Below are 19194 nucleotides of genomic sequence, written 5' to 3'. Positions count from 1 at the left end.
AGGCTGGGCCGGCGACGGCTCAGGGCCCCCCTTGTGGACCGCCGTCGGTGCAACAAGCTCAGCCTTATGCCTGGCTGTCACCCGGTGTCAAGAGTTGACTACGGCTCTCAGCCGGCACTCAGTCTTCCTGGTCCTCGGTGCCGGGCCGCTCGGCCCACGGGGTTTCCTTCGCGGGGCGGACGACGATGAGTTTGTCGCCGGCGGCAAGCACCGAGACGTTCGAGTCGTAGTAGCGGTGGACCTTGCCGTCGCGGACGACCGAGACGACGCGGTCGGGTACGGCGGACGGCGGCTTGCCGACCTCGCGGCCGAGGACGGGGCGTTCGGCCACCTCGAGGCCCTCGCCGTACGTGAGGAGGTCCTCCATCACCTCGCCGAGGTTCGGGCTGACCGACGTCAGGCCCAGCAGCCGGCCGACGGCCTCCGACGAGGTGACGACGGCATCCGCTCCGCTCTGCCGCAGCAGCGGCACGTTGTCCTCCTCGCGGACCGCGACGACGACATGCGCGTTCGGGTTCAGTTGCCGCACCGCCAGCGTGACCAGCACGGCCGAGTCGTCCCGGTCGGTCGTCACGATCACCTCGCGTGCCGTCATCACCTCGGCGCGACGCAGTACGGTCCGGTTGGTCGCGTCGCCATGGAAGGCGGCCATCTGGTCGTTGCCTGCGTCACCGATCGCCTGCGCCCGCGGGTCGATCACCACGATGTTGTCGCGCTGAACCCCGTTGCTGATCAGCGTCTGTACGGCGGAGCGGCCCTTGGTGCCGTAGCCGACGACGATGGTGTGGTCCTTCATCCGTTTCCTCCAGCGCGTGTCGCGCATGATCCGGCGACCCTCGTTGGCCAGCACTTCCAGTGTCGTACCGACCAGAACCACCAGGAACGCGATCCGCAGCGGAGTCACGATGAAGGCGTTCACCAGCCGGGCAGTGGGCGTCACCGGTGTGATGTCGCCGTACCCGGTCGTGGTGAGCGTGACGGTTGCGTAGTAGATGCTGTCGATCAGCCCGACTTTGCCGTCGTAGCTGTCGCGGTACCCGTCACGGTCGACCACCACGATCAGCACCATCACGGTCAGCAGCCCCAGCGCGATCAGAATGCGGCTGAAGAGCTGAAAGAGCGGCGAGCGAGTGCTCGCGGGCAGGTTGACCAGCAGACCGTGGGGGTTCCGACCAGTGGGAAGGGGTGGCACGCGTATGACGATATTGCACCACGGGCCGATCCACCGCATGCGACAGGCTCCGCTCGGACAGAGCGACACTCACCATCAGACTGTCGCCGTCCTGGACCACCCGCGACCGCATCCGCAGCCGCTCCAGCGTCCGGAGCATCGCGTGGTTCTCGGGCTGCACCATGCACACCACCCGGTCGGCGCCCAGCACCCGAGCCTCCTCCACCACCTGGCGCAGCAGCCGGAGCCCGAGTCCCTGTCCCTGCCAGCCGTCCTCGACGAGTACGGCGACCTCCATCGTCGTACTGCCCAGCTCCTCCCACGGGGCCGCCGTCGCCATCCCGATCACGGCGCCGTCCACGTCCGCGACCACTGACACCCCACCGGCCGGTGCGGACAGGTGCCGCGCAGTACGGCCGGTCAGCTTCGGCATCGGCACGTGGTACCGCCGGGTGCGGCTCTCGTACGAGCAGCGCTCATGCATCGCGACCACGGCGTCGGCGTCCTGGACGGTCGCCTTCCGCAGCACAGGGACTCGGCCGTTACCGGGCCGGGGCCCCTCGACGGTGTCGAACCGCTCTGCCAGTCGTCCGGCGATCTCCACGAGCACGTCGGCCCGCGCCCACTCCGCCGGCGTGTACTCGTCGAAGCCCTGCAAGTTCCCCAGCTCCTCGTCGACGGACACCGGGTCGTCGATCAACCGCAGTACTGCGCGCAGGTAGCGCGTCGGCGCATCGCTCAGGACGTCGGCCTGGCACGGGCGGACCGTCGTACCGACGCAGCCGGCCTCGGCCACCAGTGCGGTCAGGTCCTCGGCACTCCAGCCGACGCCGGTGGAGACCACCAGCTCGTCGACGGCGCCGGTCTCGGCGGTGAAGACCTCGAGGCTGAGGATGTTGATTTCGTCCGCACCACAGCGTGCAGCGAGTTCGGCCAGTGCACCGGGCCGGTCGGCGAGTTCGGTCCTGATCTTCCAGAGCATGCGGACGCCCTCCCTCGTGGAAACGTGCTTCCACTGTGCGTCCGCCCTGTTGCCCCGCCGGGTCCGGAATGTTACGCCCGCGTCAACGTTTGCGCCGCACCGTCGGCAGGTGCGGTCGCGGCTTCCGCGCGGCGAGTACGGTGGCCGGCTCGCGCTTGTCCAGGTCCGCGTGCCGCAGCAGCTCGGGGTACGTCGCCTGCGGCACCGGCGGGTACGTCGTGACGATCGCGTCGCCGGAGAACACGAAGAAGATCGCCTGGCCGTCCTTGATCACCTTCAGCAAGGAGCCGTCGCGCACGGTCAGAGCATGCTCGACCGCCTTCCGGCGCGCGGACCGCTTCGCCCACGCGGCCTGCACCGCCTGCTGCGCAGGCTCACGCCCGTGCCGCACCGCCTCGACGATCAACGGCCCGTACCGCACGCCGTACTTGACGACGTTCTTGGCCAGCTTGCCACTCGGTTTCCCCGCACCCGCCATGGGTCGAGCGTACTGACCTCAGGCGGTCAGAGCGTATGCAGTTTGTCGAAAGGCGACATGACGCGCAGCAGCCGGCCGCCTCCCAGGTCGACCACGACCGCGTGAGTGCCCTCGACTGCGCTGATGCGGCCGATGCCCTCCCTGTCGTGGGATACCCGGTCACCGGTCTCGAAGGTCTTGACCGGGGCGGCGGTCCGGGGGGTGAAAGGACTCGTGGGCAGGTGACGACGCGTCGTCGCGCGAGAAGGCTCCATCAGAACACCAGTATGCGCTCAACTTCGTCACATCGCTCATTTCGCACCCTCGCCGGCGCATTTCCGGGTGCCGGGTCGCGTCGGCATGCGGACGTTCGCCGCGTCAGGCACCATGGACGCCGTGACCACCCCCAACCCGCGCCGTCCGATCCTGCCGGGCAACAAGTTGTTCGAGTCGCTGCCCGGTGCCGCGGACCCGGCGACCGTCACCGAGGCGGCGCACCGCACCGCCGAGCTGCTGGTCCGCGGCGTGCGCAAGTCCGAGGACTCCGAGGTGCACGCCCGGGTGGTCAAGCTCGCCGACGAGTACGGTCTCGACGAGCTGGCCGAGCTGTGGTCCGACTCCCCCGCCGACTCGTTGCCCGGCGCGCTGTGGCGGCTCTACGTACTGCGGTCCTGGGTGCACTCGAACGCCGACGAGGTGTCCCGCGAGTTCGCCACCGGCCGCGAGTACGCCGAGGTGCACGCCGCCGTCGCGGGCGTCGCCGAACCACCCGGTCCGGCCGAGGTCCGCGACATGGTCGACGCCGTACTGCGGGGTGTCGCGACCGGCGATTTCGCCACCACCCTGGACCGCGCCGCCGCGTTCGCGCGGATCGTCGCGACCGGGCGGGCGCACCTCGCGGACGACGGCCACGAGCGGGTGCTGTCCGCGTCGAAACTGGTCGAGACCGCGGATCAGCTGCAGACCGCGGCCCGCACCGAACGCGCCGGACATTTGTGGTAGTTGCGTCCTCCGCGTTCGGATGTTATATGGTCTCGCGGCCCGAGATCCCAACAGGACAAGGGGTTTGGGCACCGGTTACACTGTTCGAGGTGTCGGGCCGGTGCAAGCCCCGGGTCCCAAAATTAGCCGCTACGAGCGGCCACGCGCCGTGAGGCGCTTCCCGGTCCGGCACCCTCTCACCCGGACTCACACGGACCGGATTCCGCATCCTCCGCCGCGGCTGGAGCTGACGGTTCAGGGTCGATCCGGGGAAAACCCCCTGTCGGGACGCGCCGATCGCAGTCAGACTCGGAGGAACTAACCGGACAGGCTGGGGGCCGCTGGATCGCCGAGGGGGGCGATGGTCGGCATGGTGGTGACCACAAGCGAGGTTGTCGAGGCGCGCGAGCTGGTCCGCGTCTACGGCGAAGGTGACACGGCAGTCCAGGCGCTGCGGGGCGTGGACGTCCAGATCGAGGCGGGCCAGCTGACCGCGGTGATGGGACCGTCGGGTTCGGGCAAGTCGACGCTGATGCACATCCTGGCCGGACTGGACCGTCCGACGTCGGGCTCGGTGCTGATCGACGGCACGGAGATCACGACCCTCGGCGACGACGCCCTCACCAAACTGCGCCGGCGGCACATCGGCTTCATCTTCCAGTTCTTCAACCTGTTGCCGATGCTCAGCGCCCGCGACAACATCCTGCTGCCGCTGACGATCGCCGGCGCGAAGCCGGACCAGCAGTACTTCGACGACCTGGTCCAGCGCGTCGGTCTCACCGACCGCCTCGAGCACCGGCCGGCCGAGCTGTCCGGCGGCCAGCAGCAGCGGGTCGCGATCGCGCGGGCGCTGGTGTCGCGGCCGACCGTGGTGTTCGCCGACGAGCCGACCGGCAACCTCGACTCCCGGACGAGTGGCGAGATCCTCACGCTGATGCGGTCCTCGGTCGAGGAGTACGGCCAGACGCTGGTGATGGTGACGCACGACGCCCGGGCGGCCGCGATGGCCGACCGCGTGCTGTACCTGGCCGACGGCGAGATCGTGAAGGAGACCGGCCGGTCCAGCCAGCACGAGATCCTGCAGATCATCGACACACTGGACCTGCAGTGATCCGGTTCGCGATCCAAGGCCTGCTGGCCCGCAAACTCCGGACGGCGCTGACCGCCATCGGCGTCGTGCTCGGGGTCGCGCTGATCTCGGGCACGTATGTGCTGACCGACTCGATCACGTCCGCCTTCGACTCGATCTTCACCCAGAACTACAAGAACACCGACGCCGCGATCACCGGCAAGTCGGCGATCGACGCGTCCCAGGACGGCACCGTCACCGCGCCGTCGTTCCCGGCCGACCTGCTGCAGAAGGTCCGCGACCTGCCCGAGGTAGGCGCGGCCGGCGGGGCGGTCAACGGCGAGGCGCAGCTGATCGGCAAGGACGGCAAGGCGATCGTGTTCGGCGGCGCGCCGAACCTCGGATTCAGCGTCGACCCGGCGCTGCCGCAGTTCAACTCGCTGGCCCTCGTCGCGGGATCGTGGCCGGCGCCGGACCAGGTCGTGATCGATACCCAAACCGCCCAGAAGAAGGGCTTCCGGGCCGGCGACGAGATCGGCGTACAGGCTCGCGGATCGGTCGTGCGGATGCGGATCTCCGGCCTGGTCGAGTTCGGCGCCGTTTCGTCGATCGGCGGCGCGACGCTGGCCGGGTTCGACCTGGGGACCGCGCAACGCATCTTCGACAAACCTGGCGAGCTCGACCAGATCCTGATCGCCGCGAAGCCGGGCACCGGCAAGCAGCAACTGATCGACGCCGTCGATCGGATCCTGCCCAGCGGCACCCAGGTCCGCAGTGCCGAGGACCAGGCCGCCGAGGACGCCGCCGGTACGACAGACTTCCTGAACTTCCTGCAGACCTTCCTGCTCGTGTTCGCCGCGATCGCGTTGTTCGTCGGCTCGTTCGTGATCGCGAACTCGCTGTCGATCACCATCGCGCAGCGGACCCGGGAGTTCGCGACCCTCCGCACCCTGGGCGCGTCCCGGCGGCAGATCCTCGGCTCCGTCGTGCTCGAGGCACTCGTCACCGGCATCGTGTCCGCCGTCCTCGGGCTGTTCCTCGGGCTCGCGATCGCGACCGGGCTGTTCAAGCTGTTCGACGCGATCGGCCTCACGCTGCCGAACGACGGCCTGGTGTTCCGGACCCGGACCATCGTCGTCGCGCTCGTGGTCGGCGTGCTCGTCACGGTCCTCGCCAGCCTGCGGCCGGCCTGGCGGGCCACCCGGGTGCCGCCGATCGCGGCTGTCCGCGAAGGCGCGACCCTGGCGCCCGGACGGTTCAACCGCTTCCGTCCGGTCGGAGCAGCGTTGCTCGCTGCGGCCGGTATCGCCCTGGTCCTCGTCGGCCTGTTCGCCGACGGGCTGAAGACGAGCACCTTGCTCTCGCTGCTCGGCGCGGGTGTGCTGCTGCTGTTCGTCGGCATCGCCGCGTTCTCGTCCCGGCTCGTCCGCCCACTGGCCGCCTTCGCGGATCCGGTCGCGCGGTGGGCGGTCGTCGTACTCACTGCTCTGGCCTGGCCGTTCGTCCTCGTCCCGGTCTGGGCGGTACGCCGGCTGTTCGGCCGGCACCCCGAGTTTCCGCGCGTACTCCCGGACCGGCCCGCGGTCGCGATCGGCGGGCAGAACAGCCGGCGCGATCCTCAACGGACCGCATCGACGGCGGCGGCGCTGATGATCGGCCTGGCGCTGGTCACGCTGGTCGCCACGCTCGGCGCCGGGCTGATCAAGCCGTTCGAGGACGCGGTCGACCGGATCTCGAGCTCCGACTACGCGATCACCGCACAGAACAACTTCAGCCCGTTGCCACCGGCCGTCGCCGCTACGGTGGCCAAGGTGCCATCGGTCGAGGCCGTGACGAGTGTCCGGGGCGGGCAGGCCCAGGCCTTCGACAAGACCATCCCGGTCACCGCGATCGACCGGAGCGCGCCACAACTGCTGAGGTTCGACTGGCAGACCGGTTCGCAGGCCTCGCTGACCGAGCTCGAGCCGAACGGCGCGATCGTCGACTCCGACTACGCGAAGCAGCACGGACTGACTCAAGGCTCGACCATCACCCTGAAGATGGCGACCGGCAAGACGCTGCAGTTCCAGGTGCGCGGCATCTTCAAGCCGCCGGCGGGCGGATCGCCGTTCGGGAACGTGACGATCGCGACGGCGACCTTCGACGCCGCGACTCCCCAGCCGCAGAACCTCTACACGTTCCTGAACATCCGGGGCGGGGTGACGGCGGAGAACACGGCTGCCCTGAACGCCGCGCTGAGCTCGTTCCCGAACGCGAAGGCGCTGACGATCGAGCAGTTCAAACAGGCCCAGACCGACAGCATCAAGAGCCTGCTGAACGTCCTCTACGTACTGCTTGCCCTGTCGGTGCTGGTCAGCCTGTTCGGCATCGTCAACACGCTGGTGCTGACCGTCTTCGAGCGGACGCGCGAGCTCGGCATGTTGCGAGCGATCGGTCTGACCCGCGGCCAGGTGAAGCGCATGATCCGGCAGGAGAGCGTGATCACGGCGCTGATCGGCGCAGTGATCGGCATCCTTGTCGGCCTGCTGCTCGCGTGGCTGCTGGCCGCCCGGCTGGAGGAGATCTCGTTCACGGTCCCGGTGTCCCAGCTGGTGATCTTCGCCGTCGTCTCGGTAGTGGTGGGGATCTTCGCCGCGATCTGGCCGGCCCGTCGCGCGGCCAGGCTGAACCCACTCGAAGCACTCCAGTACGAGTAGCCGGATCGCTTCCACTCCGTAGCTATCTCGTCACTTCTTGGCTACCTCCGCGGGGAGGTGGGTACTCCTAAGGCAGACAGCCTCAGGAATGTCCCGCCCCCTCCGGAAGGAACCCCCTCATGCGCCGCCTTCCCCGCGCACTGCTTCCGTGCGCGCTGATCGCCGGACTGCTGCTCCCGGCCGCCCCGGCCGCCGCCCACCGTGGCGATTTCGACATCCAGGGCCACCGCGGTGGCCTCGGGCTCACCGTCGAGAGCACGATCGCGTCGTTCTCGCACGGTCTGGAGCTCGGCGTCAGCACGCTGGAGCTCGACGTACAGATCACCCAGGACGGGTACGCCGTCGTCACCCACGACCGCAAGGTCGACGGCAAGAAGTGCCGCGACACCGCGCCGTACACCCCGGACGACCCGGAGTACCCCTATGTCGGCAAGTTCATCAACACGCTGTCGCTGAAGCAGGTCAAGCAGTTGGACTGCGGTTCGCTGCCGCAGGCGAACTTCCCGCAGCAGCAGCCCGACCCTGGCGCCAGGATGCCGGAGCTGCGCGACATCTTCGCGCTGGTCCACCGCTACCGCGCGGACGACGTGAAGCTGAACGTGGAGACCAAGGTCGAGGCCGGTGCGCCGACGGAGACCGCTCCACGTGAGCAGTTCGTCCAGGTGGTCGCCAGCGAGATCCGCAAGGCCAACATCGCCCGCCAGGTGACGATCCAGAGCTTCGACTGGGGTTCGCTGATGCGGATGCACCAGGTGATGCCGCAGCTGCCGCTGGTCGCGCTGGACAACTTCGACTTCCTACAAGTCGGCAAGCCGGGCAAGTCGCCGTGGTTGGGCGGTCTCGACATTGACGACTTCGGCGGCGACCCGATCAAGGCGGTCAAGTCCTTCGGAGCCTCGGCGATCTCCCCGGTCGACGGTTTCCCGCAGGGCGGCAAGATCACCGACCCGGCGTTCCGTCCGTACTTCACCAAGGACACCGTGAAGGCGGCCCACAAGGCCGGCCTGAAGGTCATCCCGTGGACGGTCGACGACCCGGCCACCATCAAGTGGTTCATCGAGCAGGGCGTCGACGGCATCATCAGCGACTACCCGGACCGCGTACGCGACGTCGTACGGTCCGAGGGCTACCGGCTCCCGAAGGCGTACGAAGCTCCCGCCGTACGGGCGTTGCCGTCGGCGCACGCGCACAACGACTACGACCATCGGCGGCCGTTGCAGGATGCGCTGGACCGGGGGTTCAACAGCGTCGAGGCGGACGTGTGGCTGGTCGACGGCGAGCTGCGTGTCGCACACGACCTCCCGGATGCGAAGCCCGGTCGCAACCTGGAGAGCCTGTACCTCAAGCCGCTCGCGGACCGGGTCCGGCAGAACCACGGGCAGGTGTACAAGCACGGCCGGGACTTCCAGCTGCTGATCGACATCAAGAGCGACGGGCCGTCGACGTACGCCGCCGTTGACAAGGCGCTGGCGAAGTACCGCGGGATCAGCACGCGTTATGTGAACGGGCGGGTGCTGGAGGGTGCGGTCACGTCCATCATCATCGGCAACCGCCCGCTGGACGACATGAAGGCCCAGGAGGTCCGGTATGCCGGGTACGACGGCCGGCTGGGCGACCTGGGGTCGGGCATGCCCGCGTCGTTGATGCCGTTGGTCAGCGACAACTGGTCCAACGTGTTCGCCTGGCGGGGCGTCGGTCCGATGCCGGAGGCCGACAGGACCAAGCTGCACGACATCGTCGTCAGCGCGCACCACGCCGGCTACAAGGTCCGCTTCTGGGAGACCCCGGACACGCCGGGCGCTGCCCGCGAGGCACTGTGGCGGGAACTGGTCGCGGCGAACGTCGACTACATCAACACCGACGACCTGCACGGCCTGGAAGACTTCCTGCGCGGTTAGGGCCTGACCTCCGTGAGGGCGATCACGTCGTCGCCCTCACGGATCGCCTTGCGTTGCTTCATCGCCCCGTTGCCGTCGCGGAACGCCCGCTCGATGCCCTCCTTGACCAGCTCCGTCGCATCAAGCTCTTGCAGAGCAGGCTCAACGTGCTGTCGCAGGCTCTCGATCACCTGGCGCATCGGCAGCTTGTCTCCGGTGAAGACGTCCAGGCCATCGGCTGTGAGCCCGTCCCGAGCCGCCAGCCAGTAGGCCGCTCGCAGGATCTGCGGCTCCAGCTTCGGTCCTCGTCCGCCGTCCTCGCGCGCGGTCATCACCAGCGCGCGGCACAGCGTCGCCAGCAGCACCGACTCGTCCACCGTCAGCGGCACATCGCTCACCCGGACCTCAATGGTCGGCAGGTGTGAGGACGGGCGAACATCCCAGTAGATCATCTGCTCGTCCATCACCGTCCCGGTGGCCAGATGCATCGCGACCATCGCGTCGTAGTGCTCGACCGACTCCAGGTACGGCGGCGGTCCTGCCGAGGGCCAGCGCGACCACATGATCCACCGCCAGCTCGCAAAGCCGGTGTCCTGGTCCAGGTACACCGGTGAGTTGGCGGTCAACGCCAGCAGAGTGGGAAGCCACGGCCTGAGGTGGTTGGAGACCCGGACCGCGGACTCCTTGTCCGGCACATCGACATGAACGTGACAGCCACAGACTCCCTGCTCGCGGGCCAGCTGCCCGTAGCGCGCGGCCATCTCCTGGTAGCGCGGCTTCTTGGTCACCAGCTGAGCGGCCCGCCCGTGGGGCGGCACTGCGATCGCCAGCAGCCGGCCACCTTCCGCAGCCGCCGCAGCAGCCAGTGCGGCCCGCATCTCGGACAGCCGCGAGTGCAGCTCGTCCGCGGTCGTGCAGACCGGGCTGTTGATCTCCACCTGCGCCCTGGTCAGTTCGAGCGTCACGTCGAGGTCGTCGTCGAGTTCCTCCAGCACCGCCTTGCTGCGCGGGAGCGGGTCACCTGTGGCGGATACGAGGAGTAACTCCTCCTCGACGCCGATCGCCGGTAGCGTCACCCTGGCCCGGTACCCGCCTGCTAACCGGTTAGGCTCTCCGGCGTGAGTCTGCCTGTGGTTACCGCGACGCGGTACGTGCTGCCGTTGCGTGAGGGCGGGTCGTTGCCTGGTGTTGTCGAGGGCAACGATCTCGGCACCTACGTGATCAAGTTCCACGGCGCCGGGCAGGGCCCGAAGGCGTTGGTGGCCGAGGTGATCGTCGGTGAGCTGTTCCGCCGTCTCGGTCTGCGGGTGCCAGAGCTGAAGCTGATCGAGCTCGACCCGGCGATCGGCAAGTCCGAGCCGGACTTCGAGATCCAGGAGCTGCTGATCCGCAGCGCCGGCCTGAATCTGGCCGTCGACTTCCTGCCGGGTTCCTTCGGGTACGACGGCTCGGCGGGCAACCCCGGTGACGAGGCGATGGCGCAGATCCTGTGGCTGGACGCGTTCGTCGCGAACGTCGACCGGTCGTGGCGCAACACGAACATGCTTGTGTGGCACAAGAACCTGTGGCTGATCGACCACGGGGCCGCGCTGTACTTCCACCACTCGTGGATGTCCGCGGAGAAGTTCGCTTCGTTGCCGTACGACGCCTCCGACCACGTCTTCTCCGTTGCGGCGCCCGGGGTGGCGAAGGTAGACCGTGAGCTGGCGGCGGCGATCACGTCGTCGTTGCTCGAGGAGGTCATCGGGCTGGTGCCGGACGAGTGGATCGCGGACGGCGATCGGGAGAGGTATCTGGGGCATCTTCTGGCGCGGCTTTCGCAGCGACCGGCTTGGGTTCCGGGAGGTGCTCGATGAGTCCCTTCGACTACGTCATTCTGCGGGCCGCGCCGAGGATCCAGCGGGGCGAGTTCATCAACGTCGGCGCGGTGCTCTACTCCCGGGCGCTGGACTACCTGGGTGCCGGATGGGACGTGAAGCCCGAACGCCTGAGGGCCCTCGACCCAGCGGTTGACGTAGACGTTGTGTGTGCGTCGCTGGACCAGATTCGTGCGATCTGCGCCGGTGAGGCCGCTGGAGGGCCTGCCGCGGGTACCACGATCAGTGAGCGGTTCCGGTGGCTGGCTGCGCCTCGCAGTACCGTCGTACACCCCGGACCGATCCACAGCGGGATCACCGAGGATCCCGCTGCGGAGTTGGAGCGGTTGCTGGACGCGTTCGTGCGTTAGGCGAGTGCTTCGGACACGACCTCGCGGGCCTGTTCGAAGACCTGCTCCAGGTGTTCGGCGCCCTTAAAGGACTCGCCGTAGATCTTGTAGAGGTCCTCGGTACCGGACGGCCGGGCGGCGAACCACGCCGACTCGGTGGTGACTTTCAGCCCACCGATCGCGGCACCGTTGCCCGGTGCCTTCGTCAGCCGGTCCACGATCGGCTCACCGGCCAGCTCGGTCGCTGTGACCGCGTCGGCGGACAGGGCCGACAGCTTGGCCTTCTGCTCGCGCGTGGCCGGCGCGTCCACCCGTGAGTACGCCGACGCGCCGAAACGCTCCACCAGCTTGGCGTGGGCCTTTGACGGGGTCTCCCCTGTCACAGCAGTGATCTCACTGGCCAGCAACGCCAGCAGGATGCCGTCCTTGTCCGTCGTCCATACTGTGCCGTCGAAGCGCAGGAAGCTCGCACCAGCCGATTCCTCGCCACCGAAGCCGACCGAGCCGTCGATGAGGCCCGGTACGAACCACTTGAAGCCGACCGGCACCTCCCACAGCCGACGGCCCAGATCCGCGACCACGCGGTCGATCAGCGACGACGACACGAGCGTCTTGCCGACCGCTACGTCCGCACCCCATTGGCGGTTGCTGAACAGGTACGAGATCGCGACCGCCAGGTAGTGGTTCGGGTTCATCAGTCCGGCGTCCGGCGTGACGATGCCGTGCCGGTCCGCGTCCGCGTCGTTCCCGGTCGCCACGTCGTACTTGTCCCGCTGCGCGACCAGCGAGGCCATCGCGTACGGCGAGGAGCAGTCCATCCGGATCTTGCCGTCGTGGTCCAGCGTCATGAACGACCAGGCCGGGTCGATCCGCGGGTTCACCACGGTCAGGTCGAGACCGTGCCGCTCGGCGATCGCGGACCAGTAGTCGACACTCGCCCCGCCGAGCGGATCGGCGCCGATCTTCACGCCGGCGTCGCGGACCGCGGCCAGGTTCACCACCGACGGCAGGTCGTCGACGTAGTGCCCGACGAAGTCGTAGTCCCCCGCGTGCTGACGGGCCTGCTCGAACGGCGTACGGCGTACCTCGCGGTTGCCGCCGGCGATCAGCTGGTTGGCGCGGTCGGCGATCCACTTGGTCGCGTCGGAGTCGGCCGGACCGCCGTGCGGCGGGTTGTACTTGATGCCGCCGTCACGCGGCGGGTTGTGCGACGGCGTGATGACGATCCCGTCCGCGTCCGCACCGGCGCCGCGGTTGAGCCGGAGGATCGCGTGCGACACCGCAGGGGTCGGAGTGAGCCGGTCCGCGCTGTCCACGAGCGTCTGTACGTCGTTGCCGGCCAGCACCTCGAGCACCGTGCGCCAGGCCGGCTCCGACAGGCCATGACTGTCCCGTCCGACGAGTAGCGGTCCCGTCGTACCCTGACCGGCCCGGTACTCGCAGACGGCCTGGGTGATCGCCAGGATGTGCGCCTCGTTGAAGGCGCCGTCGAGACTCGAGCCGCGATGTCCCGACGTACCGAAGACGACCTTCTGGGCCGGATTGTCCACGTCCGGCGTGATGTCGTCGTACGCCGCCAGCATGGCATCGACGTCGACGAGGTCCTCTGGCTGAGCGGGCTGGCCTGCGCGTGGGTGCATGACCACATGCAACCACAAGAGCCTCACTGACCGTACGGCGTGAGCAACTGGTCTACAGGCGCGTAGTCGTCGGTGAGCACCGGTGCGTTCCCGGCGAACGCTGTCGGGTTGTCCTGGAGCTCCATCCCCGGCTGCAGTCGTGCGGAGATCGCGGGTACGTCGAGTGGCCGGTCGGACGCAATCAGGACGAAGTTCCCGCCGCTTCCGCTCTCACGCACGATCAGCCCGACGTACGGGAAGACAGCCTGCAGCGTCCTGACCTCAGCCCTCGCGAAGCCGGCCGGTCCGTGGTCGATGACGTTGATCAGGTAGAGCCCGTCCGGCCGCAGCACACGGCGTACGTCGGTGATCAGCTCGCGGGTGGTGAGGTGCCATGGAACGGACTGCCCGCTGAACGCATCCATCAGGACCAGGTCCCGGCTGTCCGTCGCCTCGTCGCGTACGCCGAGCCGGCCGTCCTGCACCGTGACCGCCAGGTCCGGTCCGGTCTGTACGCCGAGCTCCTTCTTGTCGAGCTCCACCACAGCCGGGTCGATCTCGTACACCTGGTGCTTGCTACCGGGGCGGGTCGCTGTCAGGTACCGCGGCATCGTCAGCCCGCCACCGCCCACGTGCAGCACGTCGAGCGGACGGTGCTCGGGCCAGCTGCCGTTGATCGCCGCAGCGAAGTTCTTGATGTACTCGAACTCCAGATAGGTCGGATCGTCCAAGTCGACGTACGAGTGCCGGAGCTGGTCTAGATACAGCGTCCGACCACCCTCACGGCCGGGGTCTGCGACCACGCGGGCACAGTGGTACGCCGTCTCGACCTCGCACGGCCGTGGCGCGACGACGGTCAGCGTGGCACCGATGACCGCCAGAGCGACCGGCTTCACCGCTGCTTGCACACCACGCAGCAGGAACGTCAGTGCGGCACCGACAACCACCAGCGCGGCGCCCAGCGTCAGAATGATCGTGCTGATCGGGACGGTGGCGACGAAAACGAACCCGGTGAGCACAGTCCCGACGATGCCACCGACGGTCGCGTACGCGGACAGTCTGCCGACGACAGTGCCGGTCTGCTCCAGAGTGGATAGCCGCAGCTGGTCACCATCGGCGTGACGGCAGCCAGCAGTGAGGCGGGCGCGAAGAGCGTGACGGCGAGTACGAGGAACACCATGTCGTTGGCGAGCGCCTGACCGGTCCACCTCACCACCGGGAGGATCAACATCACCAGTGCGCCACCGAACAGGATCAGCGGCCCGAGCGTCCGCTGCGGCGGCACCACGTCGGCGAACTTGCCGCCGAGGGCGGCACCGGTCGCGATCGCAGCCAGCGCGACTCCGATGACCGCGGTGTTCGTCTCGAGCGTCAGTCCGATGTACGGCGCGACCAGCCTGAGCGACACGAGCTCGAGCACCATCACGGCAGCGGAGCTCCCGAACGCCAGTGCAATCGCCAGCTTCTGACCGACCGGACTAGGTCGTGTCTGGTGATCCGGCGCCGTAGCGAGCAGGTGCTCGGTGCGGTGCATCGGCGCGCGGGAGCGAAGGTCTCGATGCGGAGCATCGTGGCCTTCGGTCCCGTGCGGCGAGGTGCCGCACCGAGTGCCGCGCAGTAGGCGCCGGATTACCAGACACGGCCTCGCTTCGCCCTTGCCCATCGCGTCACCCTATCGGTGCAATGTAGACGTGATGGACGCGACGAGAAGTGCCGAGCTGTACCACGCAGGGCGCGAACGGATGGCAGATGCGGTCCGCGACCTGAGCCTGGAGGACCTGGATCGACAGGTGCCCGCCTGCCCGCAGTGGAGCGTGCACAGTCTGGTCTCGCACCTCACTGGTGTGGCGGCCGACTTCGTGGTCGGAAACGTCATCGGTGCACCACGTCCGCCGTGGACCGCAGTACAGGTCGAGATGCGTCGCAACCTGCCGATCGCGGAGGTGCTGGACGAGTGGGCGACCGTCGGACCGCTACTGGAGAAGCTGATCATCGAAGGCACCACCTCGCACCCGCTGGTCTGCAACCCGTACGTCGACGCTGCAGTCCACGAAGCCGATCTGCACGGAGCCATCGGTAGCGGACGGCCGCCCACTGAGCTCTGGCTGGCCACGCTGGACTGGATGCTCGACGAGCCTGGCCCACTGACCGTCATCACGCCGGACGGCACCTACTCGGTCAACTCTGACGGTCCGACCGCTGTGGCCCACACCGGCTCGTACGAACTCTTCCGGGCGGTCTTCGGCCGCCGGAGCACCACACAGATCACCGACTGGGACTGGGACTCACCTGAGCACGCCACCACTTGGAGCAAGAAGCTCGCCAGCCTCCCGCAGACGTCAGTGCCGTTGAACGATTAGACCTCGTCCAGCCGGGCGATCAGAGTCTTGGGTGCGATCTGGCGGAACGCGTTCTCAACCAGGTCCTCGAAGTGTTCCCAGTCGACGTCTATGTCCAGGTAGACCCCGAGCCAGCCCCGGTGACCGACGTACGGCGGCCGGTAGAAGTGCTCCGGGTCCTCGGCGACGAGCGCCTCCTGTACGCCGGGCGGCGCTGCCATCCACACGCCGAGGCGGTCGTCGTGGTGGTGGTCGGCGTACATGACGAACACCTTCTTGTCGCGCACGAACCAGGTCGGCTCACCGTGACTCGGCCGCTCGGTCGCCTCGGGCATCGCCAAGCACAGGCCGCGTACGCGTTCGAGAACGTCCATCGCCCTAGTGTCGCGGACCTGGGGTCACCACGCCTGCCTCATAGGCGTAGACGACCGCCTGGGCACGGTCTCGCAGGTCCAGCTTGGTCAGGATGTTGCTGACATGCGTCTTCACCGTCTGCTCGGCCAGCACCAGCTCGTCAGCGATCTGCCGGTTGGAGAGTCCGCGAGCAACCAGCCGCAGTACGTCGGTCTCCCGCGGCGTCAGCTGCACCGGAGTGGTCGGTACGACGGGTTGCACCCGCGCGAAGTCCTCCACGAGCCGACGGGTGACGGACGGAGCGAGCAGCGCATCACCGGCGGCCACAACCCGCACCGCGGCGGCCAGCTCGTCAGGAGTGGAGTGCTTCAGCAAGAACCCGCTCGCACCGGCCCGAAGTGCGGCGTACACGTAGTCGTCGAGATCGAACGTCGTCAGCATCACGACCCGCGGCGGCTCGCCCGGCGTCGAGCCGGCAAGGATGCGTCGGGTTGCGGCGAGACCGTCGAGGACCGGCATGCGCACATCCATCAGGATCACGTCCGGTTTCAGCTCGGCAGCCAGCGCGACCGCCTGGGCGCCGTCGCCAGCTTGTCCGACAACCTGAAGATCCGGCTGCGCGTCCAGCAGCGCGCTGAACCCGGCCCGCACCATCTCCTGGTCGTCAACCACCATGACCGTGATCGCCACTCGCCACCTCCTGTCCGACCGGAATGATCGCCTGCACCAGATAACCGCCCTCAGCGGTCGGCGCAGCGCTCACTGTCCCCTCCACGAGTGCCACCCGCTCCCGCATTCCCGTCAGCCCATGACCACTCCCCGGCACCGGCGTCGGGCTGCCGGGCGGTTTCGTGTTGTGCACGGTGACCTCGAGCTCGTCACCGCTCCGCTTGACCGACACTTCCACTGCTGCGTGCGGTGCGTGCCGCACTGCGTTGCTCAGCGCCTCCTGCACAACTCGGTACGCCGTCAACTCAACGGTCTGGTCGAAGCCGGTTGCTACCTCACCTGTCAGCCGCACCTCCGCACCAGCCCGGCGCGTGCTCTCGACGAGGTCGGCGAGGTCCGCCAGTCCAGGCTGCGGGCCCAGCTCCCCCATCGGTGGTTGCTCGACCGGTTCGCGCAGCAGCCGCAGTACTCGACGCATCTCCGTCAGCGAGACACGTGCGGCCTTGGCGATCTCGGTGAACTCCTCCCGGACGTCCTCCGGTACGTCGGCCAGCCGGTGCGGCGCACTGTCCGCGCGAACGACGACGACGGACAGGTGGTGCGCCACGACGTCGTGCAACTCGCGTGCGATCCGGGCGCGCTCCTGCAGGCGCTCCCGCTCGGCGCGCTCGGCCTTGGTGATGGTCTCCTGCTCGGCCAGCCGCCTGCTCGTCTGACCGCGGGTGTGGATCAAGTCGCCCACCACGATCGCCACGGCCGAGAGGATCGCCATGGTGATCAGACCGCGCCAACTGCCGCGGTCCGGTGCCAGTTCGACGGCGACCACGCCCACGGCCTGCGTCGCCACCCACCAAGCGAGCTGCTCACGCCGGCCGAGCCCGCGGGCGCCCGCGATCGCGATGACGAACGCGTGACCGAACGCCGCCGTCGTACCCCATGGCCACGGTTCGCTCGAGCTCACCGGCGTCGTCACCGCCGCAGTGATGGCTGTCGTGATGAGCGAGACCAGCAACGCGACCCGGGGCCGCAGCCACGCCAGGCCCAAAGCCAGCGCCCGCGCCATCGCGAGCGCCAGCACCGCGCCGAGTTGCACCTCGTAGTGCTGCCCGAGATCCATGACCGTCAGGACGAGCAGCGCCGCGACCCCGAGCGCCGCAGCCCACCCCCACCGCCCGCGCGGCCATGTGTTCACGGTTGGACCCTACTCACAGGTGCTCGATTCACAGTTGTTCGATCCACGACCAGAAGAACGCCAGGCTCGCGGCCGCCAGCACGATAGTTGCCGGAAGCACCCACTTGCGGGTCGGCAGTCCGTACAGCGGCCGGACCAGCTGGGCCTGCAGCGCGGCGATCCCCCGCAGCGCGAACAGGAACGCGACGACGCACGGTACGGCGATGAGCCCGTGAGCCGTCCACGCACCGGCCCGGGTCGGGCCGCCCCACGTGCCGGGCTCGATCGGGCCATGGTCGACGAAGCCCCAGAACGGCCCGCGCACCACAGCCATGACCACCAGCAGCATCAGGAACCAGCTCATCAGCCCGAGCAGCGCGCTGAGCAGCCCGTACCCGAACACGACCCCGGCCGTGGGCTCGCCGACCCGGCCGGTGCCGATCAGACCGCGCCAGCCAAGACGGTATGCCGCCAGCCTGCGCCAGCGCCGGCCGGCGGTCTGCGGTTCTCCGAGCATCGCATCCGCCAGCGTCTGCGCACTCACCGGCGCCAGCACTGCGTCGTACGCCAGCGACCTTCCCAGTGACCTTGCCCATGACCTTGCCAGCGATCGGGCCGACGATCGGGCCGACGATCGGGCGGACGATCGGGCCGGCGGGCTTGCCGGCCGCCGCGCACTGCCGTCCGGCGGTTCTGCGTCCGCTCTGTGGCGGCTGACTGTGTCCGTCATCGTGTCTCCTCGAGTCTCAGGTCCTGAGATAGAGGCTAGAAATCGGACGCTCCCGGCACATCCAGCCCGGGAGCCAACCGCTGAGCAGTACCCGGGTAGGGGGTGTCTGTGATCTAGGTCACAGTGACCACGATGCGTGCGACGACGTTACACGGTCAGTGCCGGACGGCGTACACGGCTCGCTGGGCTGCCCGAGGCACGAGCGGCGAGGCCGCGCCCAACAGGAGGTACTGGACACCATGCGCATGCGGAACCTGGCGGTGGCCGCCACGCTGATCCCGGTTTTGCTCGTCCCCGGCTGCGGCACCGACGCCGGCGTCGCCAACGCGGCACCTGCCGCGCAGAAGGCGGCCCGCCCGAGTCTCACCGACCAGGCGGCCGCGGCGGCCGGCTCCGACGACCCGGTGGTCAACGCCTATTACGCGTACCGGATCGCGCTCGACGCGATGATGCGCAGCGGCGGCGGGAAGACAGCGGCCCTGCAGCAGGTGATGACGCCGAAGATGTACCAGGCGATCAGCGCCCAAGCGAAGTACTTCCGGACCAAGAAACTGCACAACACAGGAGCCACGAAGGTCTTGTGGGCGCAGCGGACCATCGCGTCGAACGGTGTCATCGTCAGCGCCTGCTACGACACGTCCGCGGCCCGCACGGTCAACTCCCGCGGCCACTCCGTCCTCCCCAACACCACCCCGACCCGCTGGCTGGACCAGATGCGCGTCCTCCCCCAGCAGTCCGGCTGGATCGTCGACGGCGGCACCACCACGCCGAACGCCTGCTGATTCGTCCCAGTGCGGTCACGATCGCGCGCCCCTTGGATTCCGCTTGCCGCCGGCGGGAAGACTCACCAGCAAGTGCCGGCTGGGTATGTCT

General features: G+C 68.5%; 18 protein-coding genes and 1 pseudogene. 9 read left to right on the top strand and 10 right to left on the bottom strand.

The genetic code is table 11. The features are described from left to right. Window positions 1-118: 118 nt before the first annotated feature. The 3 genes from AB0J62_RS22075 to AB0J62_RS22065 all read right to left on the bottom strand — a co-directional run bounded on the left by AB0J62_RS22075 (window position 119) and on the right by AB0J62_RS22065 (window position 2631). Window positions 119-1069, bottom strand: coding sequence for a potassium channel family protein (locus AB0J62_RS22075; RefSeq protein WP_363873971.1), 951 nt, complete (start codon window positions 1067-1069; stop codon window positions 119-121). Continuing rightward, window positions 1041-2153 (bottom strand): GNAT family N-acetyltransferase, encoded by a 1113-nt coding sequence (locus AB0J62_RS22070; protein WP_363873968.1) that lies wholly within the window; start codon window positions 2151-2153, stop codon window positions 1041-1043. The genes AB0J62_RS22075 and AB0J62_RS22070 overlap by 29 nt, the downstream gene beginning before the upstream one ends. Before the next feature lie 82 nt (window positions 2154-2235). Continuing rightward, window positions 2236-2631, bottom strand: coding sequence for a hypothetical protein (locus AB0J62_RS22065; protein ID WP_363873965.1), 396 nt, complete (start codon window positions 2629-2631; stop codon window positions 2236-2238). A gap of 375 nt (window positions 2632-3006) precedes the next feature. On the opposite strand from AB0J62_RS22065, the gene AB0J62_RS22060 reads away from it, so the two are divergent. From AB0J62_RS22060 to AB0J62_RS22045, 4 genes are all read left to right on the top strand, one after another. Beyond that, window positions 3007-3612, top strand: a complete 606-nt coding sequence (locus AB0J62_RS22060; RefSeq protein ID WP_363873962.1) for a hypothetical protein — start codon at window positions 3007-3009, stop codon at window positions 3610-3612. Between the two features lie 349 nt (window positions 3613-3961). Continuing rightward, complete coding sequence (locus tag AB0J62_RS22055; protein ID WP_134103424.1) at window positions 3962-4702, top strand: ABC transporter ATP-binding protein; 741 nt, start codon at window positions 3962-3964, stop codon at window positions 4700-4702. Then, the gene (locus AB0J62_RS22050) at window positions 4699-7356 is read left to right on the top strand and encodes an FtsX-like permease family protein (protein ID WP_363873958.1); all 2658 of its coding nucleotides are present in this window, start codon (window positions 4699-4701) and stop codon (window positions 7354-7356) included. Before AB0J62_RS22055 ends, AB0J62_RS22050 begins: the two co-directional genes overlap by 4 nt. A gap of 119 nt (window positions 7357-7475) precedes the next feature. After that, window positions 7476-9254: a glycerophosphodiester phosphodiesterase family protein gene (locus tag AB0J62_RS22045; protein WP_363873955.1), complete on the top strand. Its 1779-nt coding sequence runs from the start codon at window positions 7476-7478 to the stop codon at window positions 9252-9254. On the opposite strand, the gene AB0J62_RS22040 is transcribed toward AB0J62_RS22045, so the two are convergent. Further along, window positions 9251-10309: a glutamate--cysteine ligase gene (locus AB0J62_RS22040; protein WP_363873952.1), complete on the bottom strand. Its 1059-nt coding sequence runs from the start codon at window positions 10307-10309 to the stop codon at window positions 9251-9253. The genes AB0J62_RS22045 and AB0J62_RS22040 overlap by 4 nt on opposite strands. A 42-nt stretch (window positions 10310-10351) precedes the next feature. Between AB0J62_RS22040 and AB0J62_RS22035 the strand changes: the two genes are divergently transcribed. Both AB0J62_RS22035 and AB0J62_RS22030 read left to right on the top strand, forming a co-directional pair. Continuing rightward, window positions 10352-11089, top strand: a complete 738-nt coding sequence (locus AB0J62_RS22035; protein ID WP_363873949.1) for a HipA family kinase — start codon at window positions 10352-10354, stop codon at window positions 11087-11089. After that, window positions 11086-11460 (top strand): DUF3037 domain-containing protein, encoded by a 375-nt coding sequence (locus AB0J62_RS22030; RefSeq protein ID WP_363873946.1) that lies wholly within the window; start codon window positions 11086-11088, stop codon window positions 11458-11460. Before AB0J62_RS22035 ends, AB0J62_RS22030 begins: the two co-directional genes overlap by 4 nt. Here AB0J62_RS22030 and pgm read toward each other — a convergent pair. Both pgm and AB0J62_RS22020 read right to left on the bottom strand, forming a co-directional pair. After that, window positions 11457-13079 (bottom strand): phosphoglucomutase (alpha-D-glucose-1,6-bisphosphate-dependent), encoded by a 1623-nt coding sequence (gene pgm / locus AB0J62_RS22025; RefSeq protein WP_363873943.1) that lies wholly within the window; start codon window positions 13077-13079, stop codon window positions 11457-11459. The genes AB0J62_RS22030 and pgm overlap by 4 nt on opposite strands. A gap of 23 nt (window positions 13080-13102) precedes the next feature. Continuing rightward, a pseudogene (locus AB0J62_RS22020) lies at window positions 13103-14481 on the bottom strand (fused MFS/spermidine synthase). A gap of 271 nt (window positions 14482-14752) precedes the next feature. On the opposite strand from AB0J62_RS22020, the gene AB0J62_RS22015 reads away from it, so the two are divergent. Continuing rightward, window positions 14753-15418 (top strand): maleylpyruvate isomerase N-terminal domain-containing protein, encoded by a 666-nt coding sequence (locus tag AB0J62_RS22015; RefSeq protein WP_363873940.1) that lies wholly within the window; start codon window positions 14753-14755, stop codon window positions 15416-15418. Here AB0J62_RS22015 and AB0J62_RS22010 read toward each other — a convergent pair. Genes AB0J62_RS22010 through AB0J62_RS21995 form a run of 4 tightly spaced genes read right to left on the bottom strand, consistent with a single transcriptional unit; the run spans window position 15415 to window position 18135 of the window. Beyond that, entirely contained in the window at window positions 15415-15771 is a 357-nt protein-coding gene (locus AB0J62_RS22010; RefSeq protein ID WP_363873937.1) for an MmcQ/YjbR family DNA-binding protein, read from the bottom strand. The two genes, AB0J62_RS22015 and AB0J62_RS22010, sit on opposite strands and share 4 nt — an antisense overlap. 4 nt (window positions 15772-15775) lie before the next feature. Continuing rightward, complete coding sequence (locus AB0J62_RS22005) at window positions 15776-16426, bottom strand: response regulator transcription factor (RefSeq protein ID WP_363874694.1); 651 nt, start codon at window positions 16424-16426, stop codon at window positions 15776-15778. After that, window positions 16416-17612: a sensor histidine kinase gene (locus AB0J62_RS22000; RefSeq protein ID WP_363873934.1), complete on the bottom strand. Its 1197-nt coding sequence runs from the start codon at window positions 17610-17612 to the stop codon at window positions 16416-16418. Before AB0J62_RS22000 ends, AB0J62_RS22005 begins: the two co-directional genes overlap by 11 nt. Before the next feature lie 28 nt (window positions 17613-17640). Beyond that, on the bottom strand, window positions 17641-18135 hold the full coding sequence (locus AB0J62_RS21995; protein WP_363873931.1) for a hypothetical protein: 495 nt from the start codon (window positions 18133-18135) through the stop codon (window positions 17641-17643). 50 nt (window positions 18136-18185) lie between these two features. On the opposite strand from AB0J62_RS21995, the gene AB0J62_RS21990 reads away from it, so the two are divergent. Together AB0J62_RS21990 and AB0J62_RS21985 are read left to right on the top strand one after the other, a co-directional pair. Further along, window positions 18186-18308, top strand: a complete 123-nt coding sequence (locus AB0J62_RS21990) for a hypothetical protein (protein WP_363873928.1) — start codon at window positions 18186-18188, stop codon at window positions 18306-18308. 252 nt (window positions 18309-18560) lie between these two features. After that, a complete protein-coding gene (locus tag AB0J62_RS21985; RefSeq protein WP_363873925.1) occupies window positions 18561-19103 on the top strand; it encodes a hypothetical protein in 543 nt (180 codons plus the stop codon). Window positions 19104-19194 lie beyond the last annotated feature (91 nt).

It is taken from the genome of Kribbella sp. NPDC049584 (assembly GCF_040675555.1).
GTDB lineage: Bacteria > Actinomycetota > Actinomycetes > Propionibacteriales > Kribbellaceae > Kribbella.
This window is presented reverse-complemented; position numbering and strand designations above follow the sequence as displayed.

What these genes read in the sequence shown, in the direction of transcription:
- AB0J62_RS22075 (WP_363873971.1), bottom strand. Translation starts at nt 1,069, where the DNA reads ATGGTGCTGATCGTGGTGGTCGACCGTGACGGGTACCGCGACAGCTAC.
- AB0J62_RS22070 (WP_363873968.1), bottom strand. Translation starts at nt 2,153, where the DNA reads ATGCTCTGGAAGATCAGGACCGAACTCGCCGACCGGCCCGGTGCACTG.
- AB0J62_RS22065 (WP_363873965.1), bottom strand. Translation starts at nt 2,631, where the DNA reads ATGGCGGGTGCGGGGAAACCGAGTGGCAAGCTGGCCAAGAACGTCGTC.
- AB0J62_RS22055 (WP_134103424.1), top strand. Translation starts at nt 3,962, where the DNA reads ATGGTGGTGACCACAAGCGAGGTTGTCGAGGCGCGCGAGCTGGTCCGC.
- AB0J62_RS22045 (WP_363873955.1), top strand. Translation starts at nt 7,476, where the DNA reads ATGCGCCGCCTTCCCCGCGCACTGCTTCCGTGCGCGCTGATCGCCGGA.
- AB0J62_RS22030 (WP_363873946.1), top strand. Translation starts at nt 11,086, where the DNA reads ATGAGTCCCTTCGACTACGTCATTCTGCGGGCCGCGCCGAGGATCCAG.
- pgm (WP_363873943.1), bottom strand. Translation starts at nt 13,079, where the DNA reads ATGCACCCACGCGCAGGCCAGCCCGCTCAGCCAGAGGACCTCGTCGAC.
- AB0J62_RS22015 (WP_363873940.1), top strand. Translation starts at nt 14,753, where the DNA reads ATGGACGCGACGAGAAGTGCCGAGCTGTACCACGCAGGGCGCGAACGG.
- AB0J62_RS22010 (WP_363873937.1), bottom strand. Translation starts at nt 15,771, where the DNA reads ATGGACGTTCTCGAACGCGTACGCGGCCTGTGCTTGGCGATGCCCGAG.
- AB0J62_RS22005 (WP_363874694.1), bottom strand. Translation starts at nt 16,426, where the DNA reads ATGGTGGTTGACGACCAGGAGATGGTGCGGGCCGGGTTCAGCGCGCTG.
- AB0J62_RS21990 (WP_363873928.1), top strand. Translation starts at nt 18,186, where the DNA reads ATGACCTTGCCAGCGATCGGGCCGACGATCGGGCCGACGATCGGGCGG.
- AB0J62_RS21985 (WP_363873925.1), top strand. Translation starts at nt 18,561, where the DNA reads ATGCGCATGCGGAACCTGGCGGTGGCCGCCACGCTGATCCCGGTTTTG.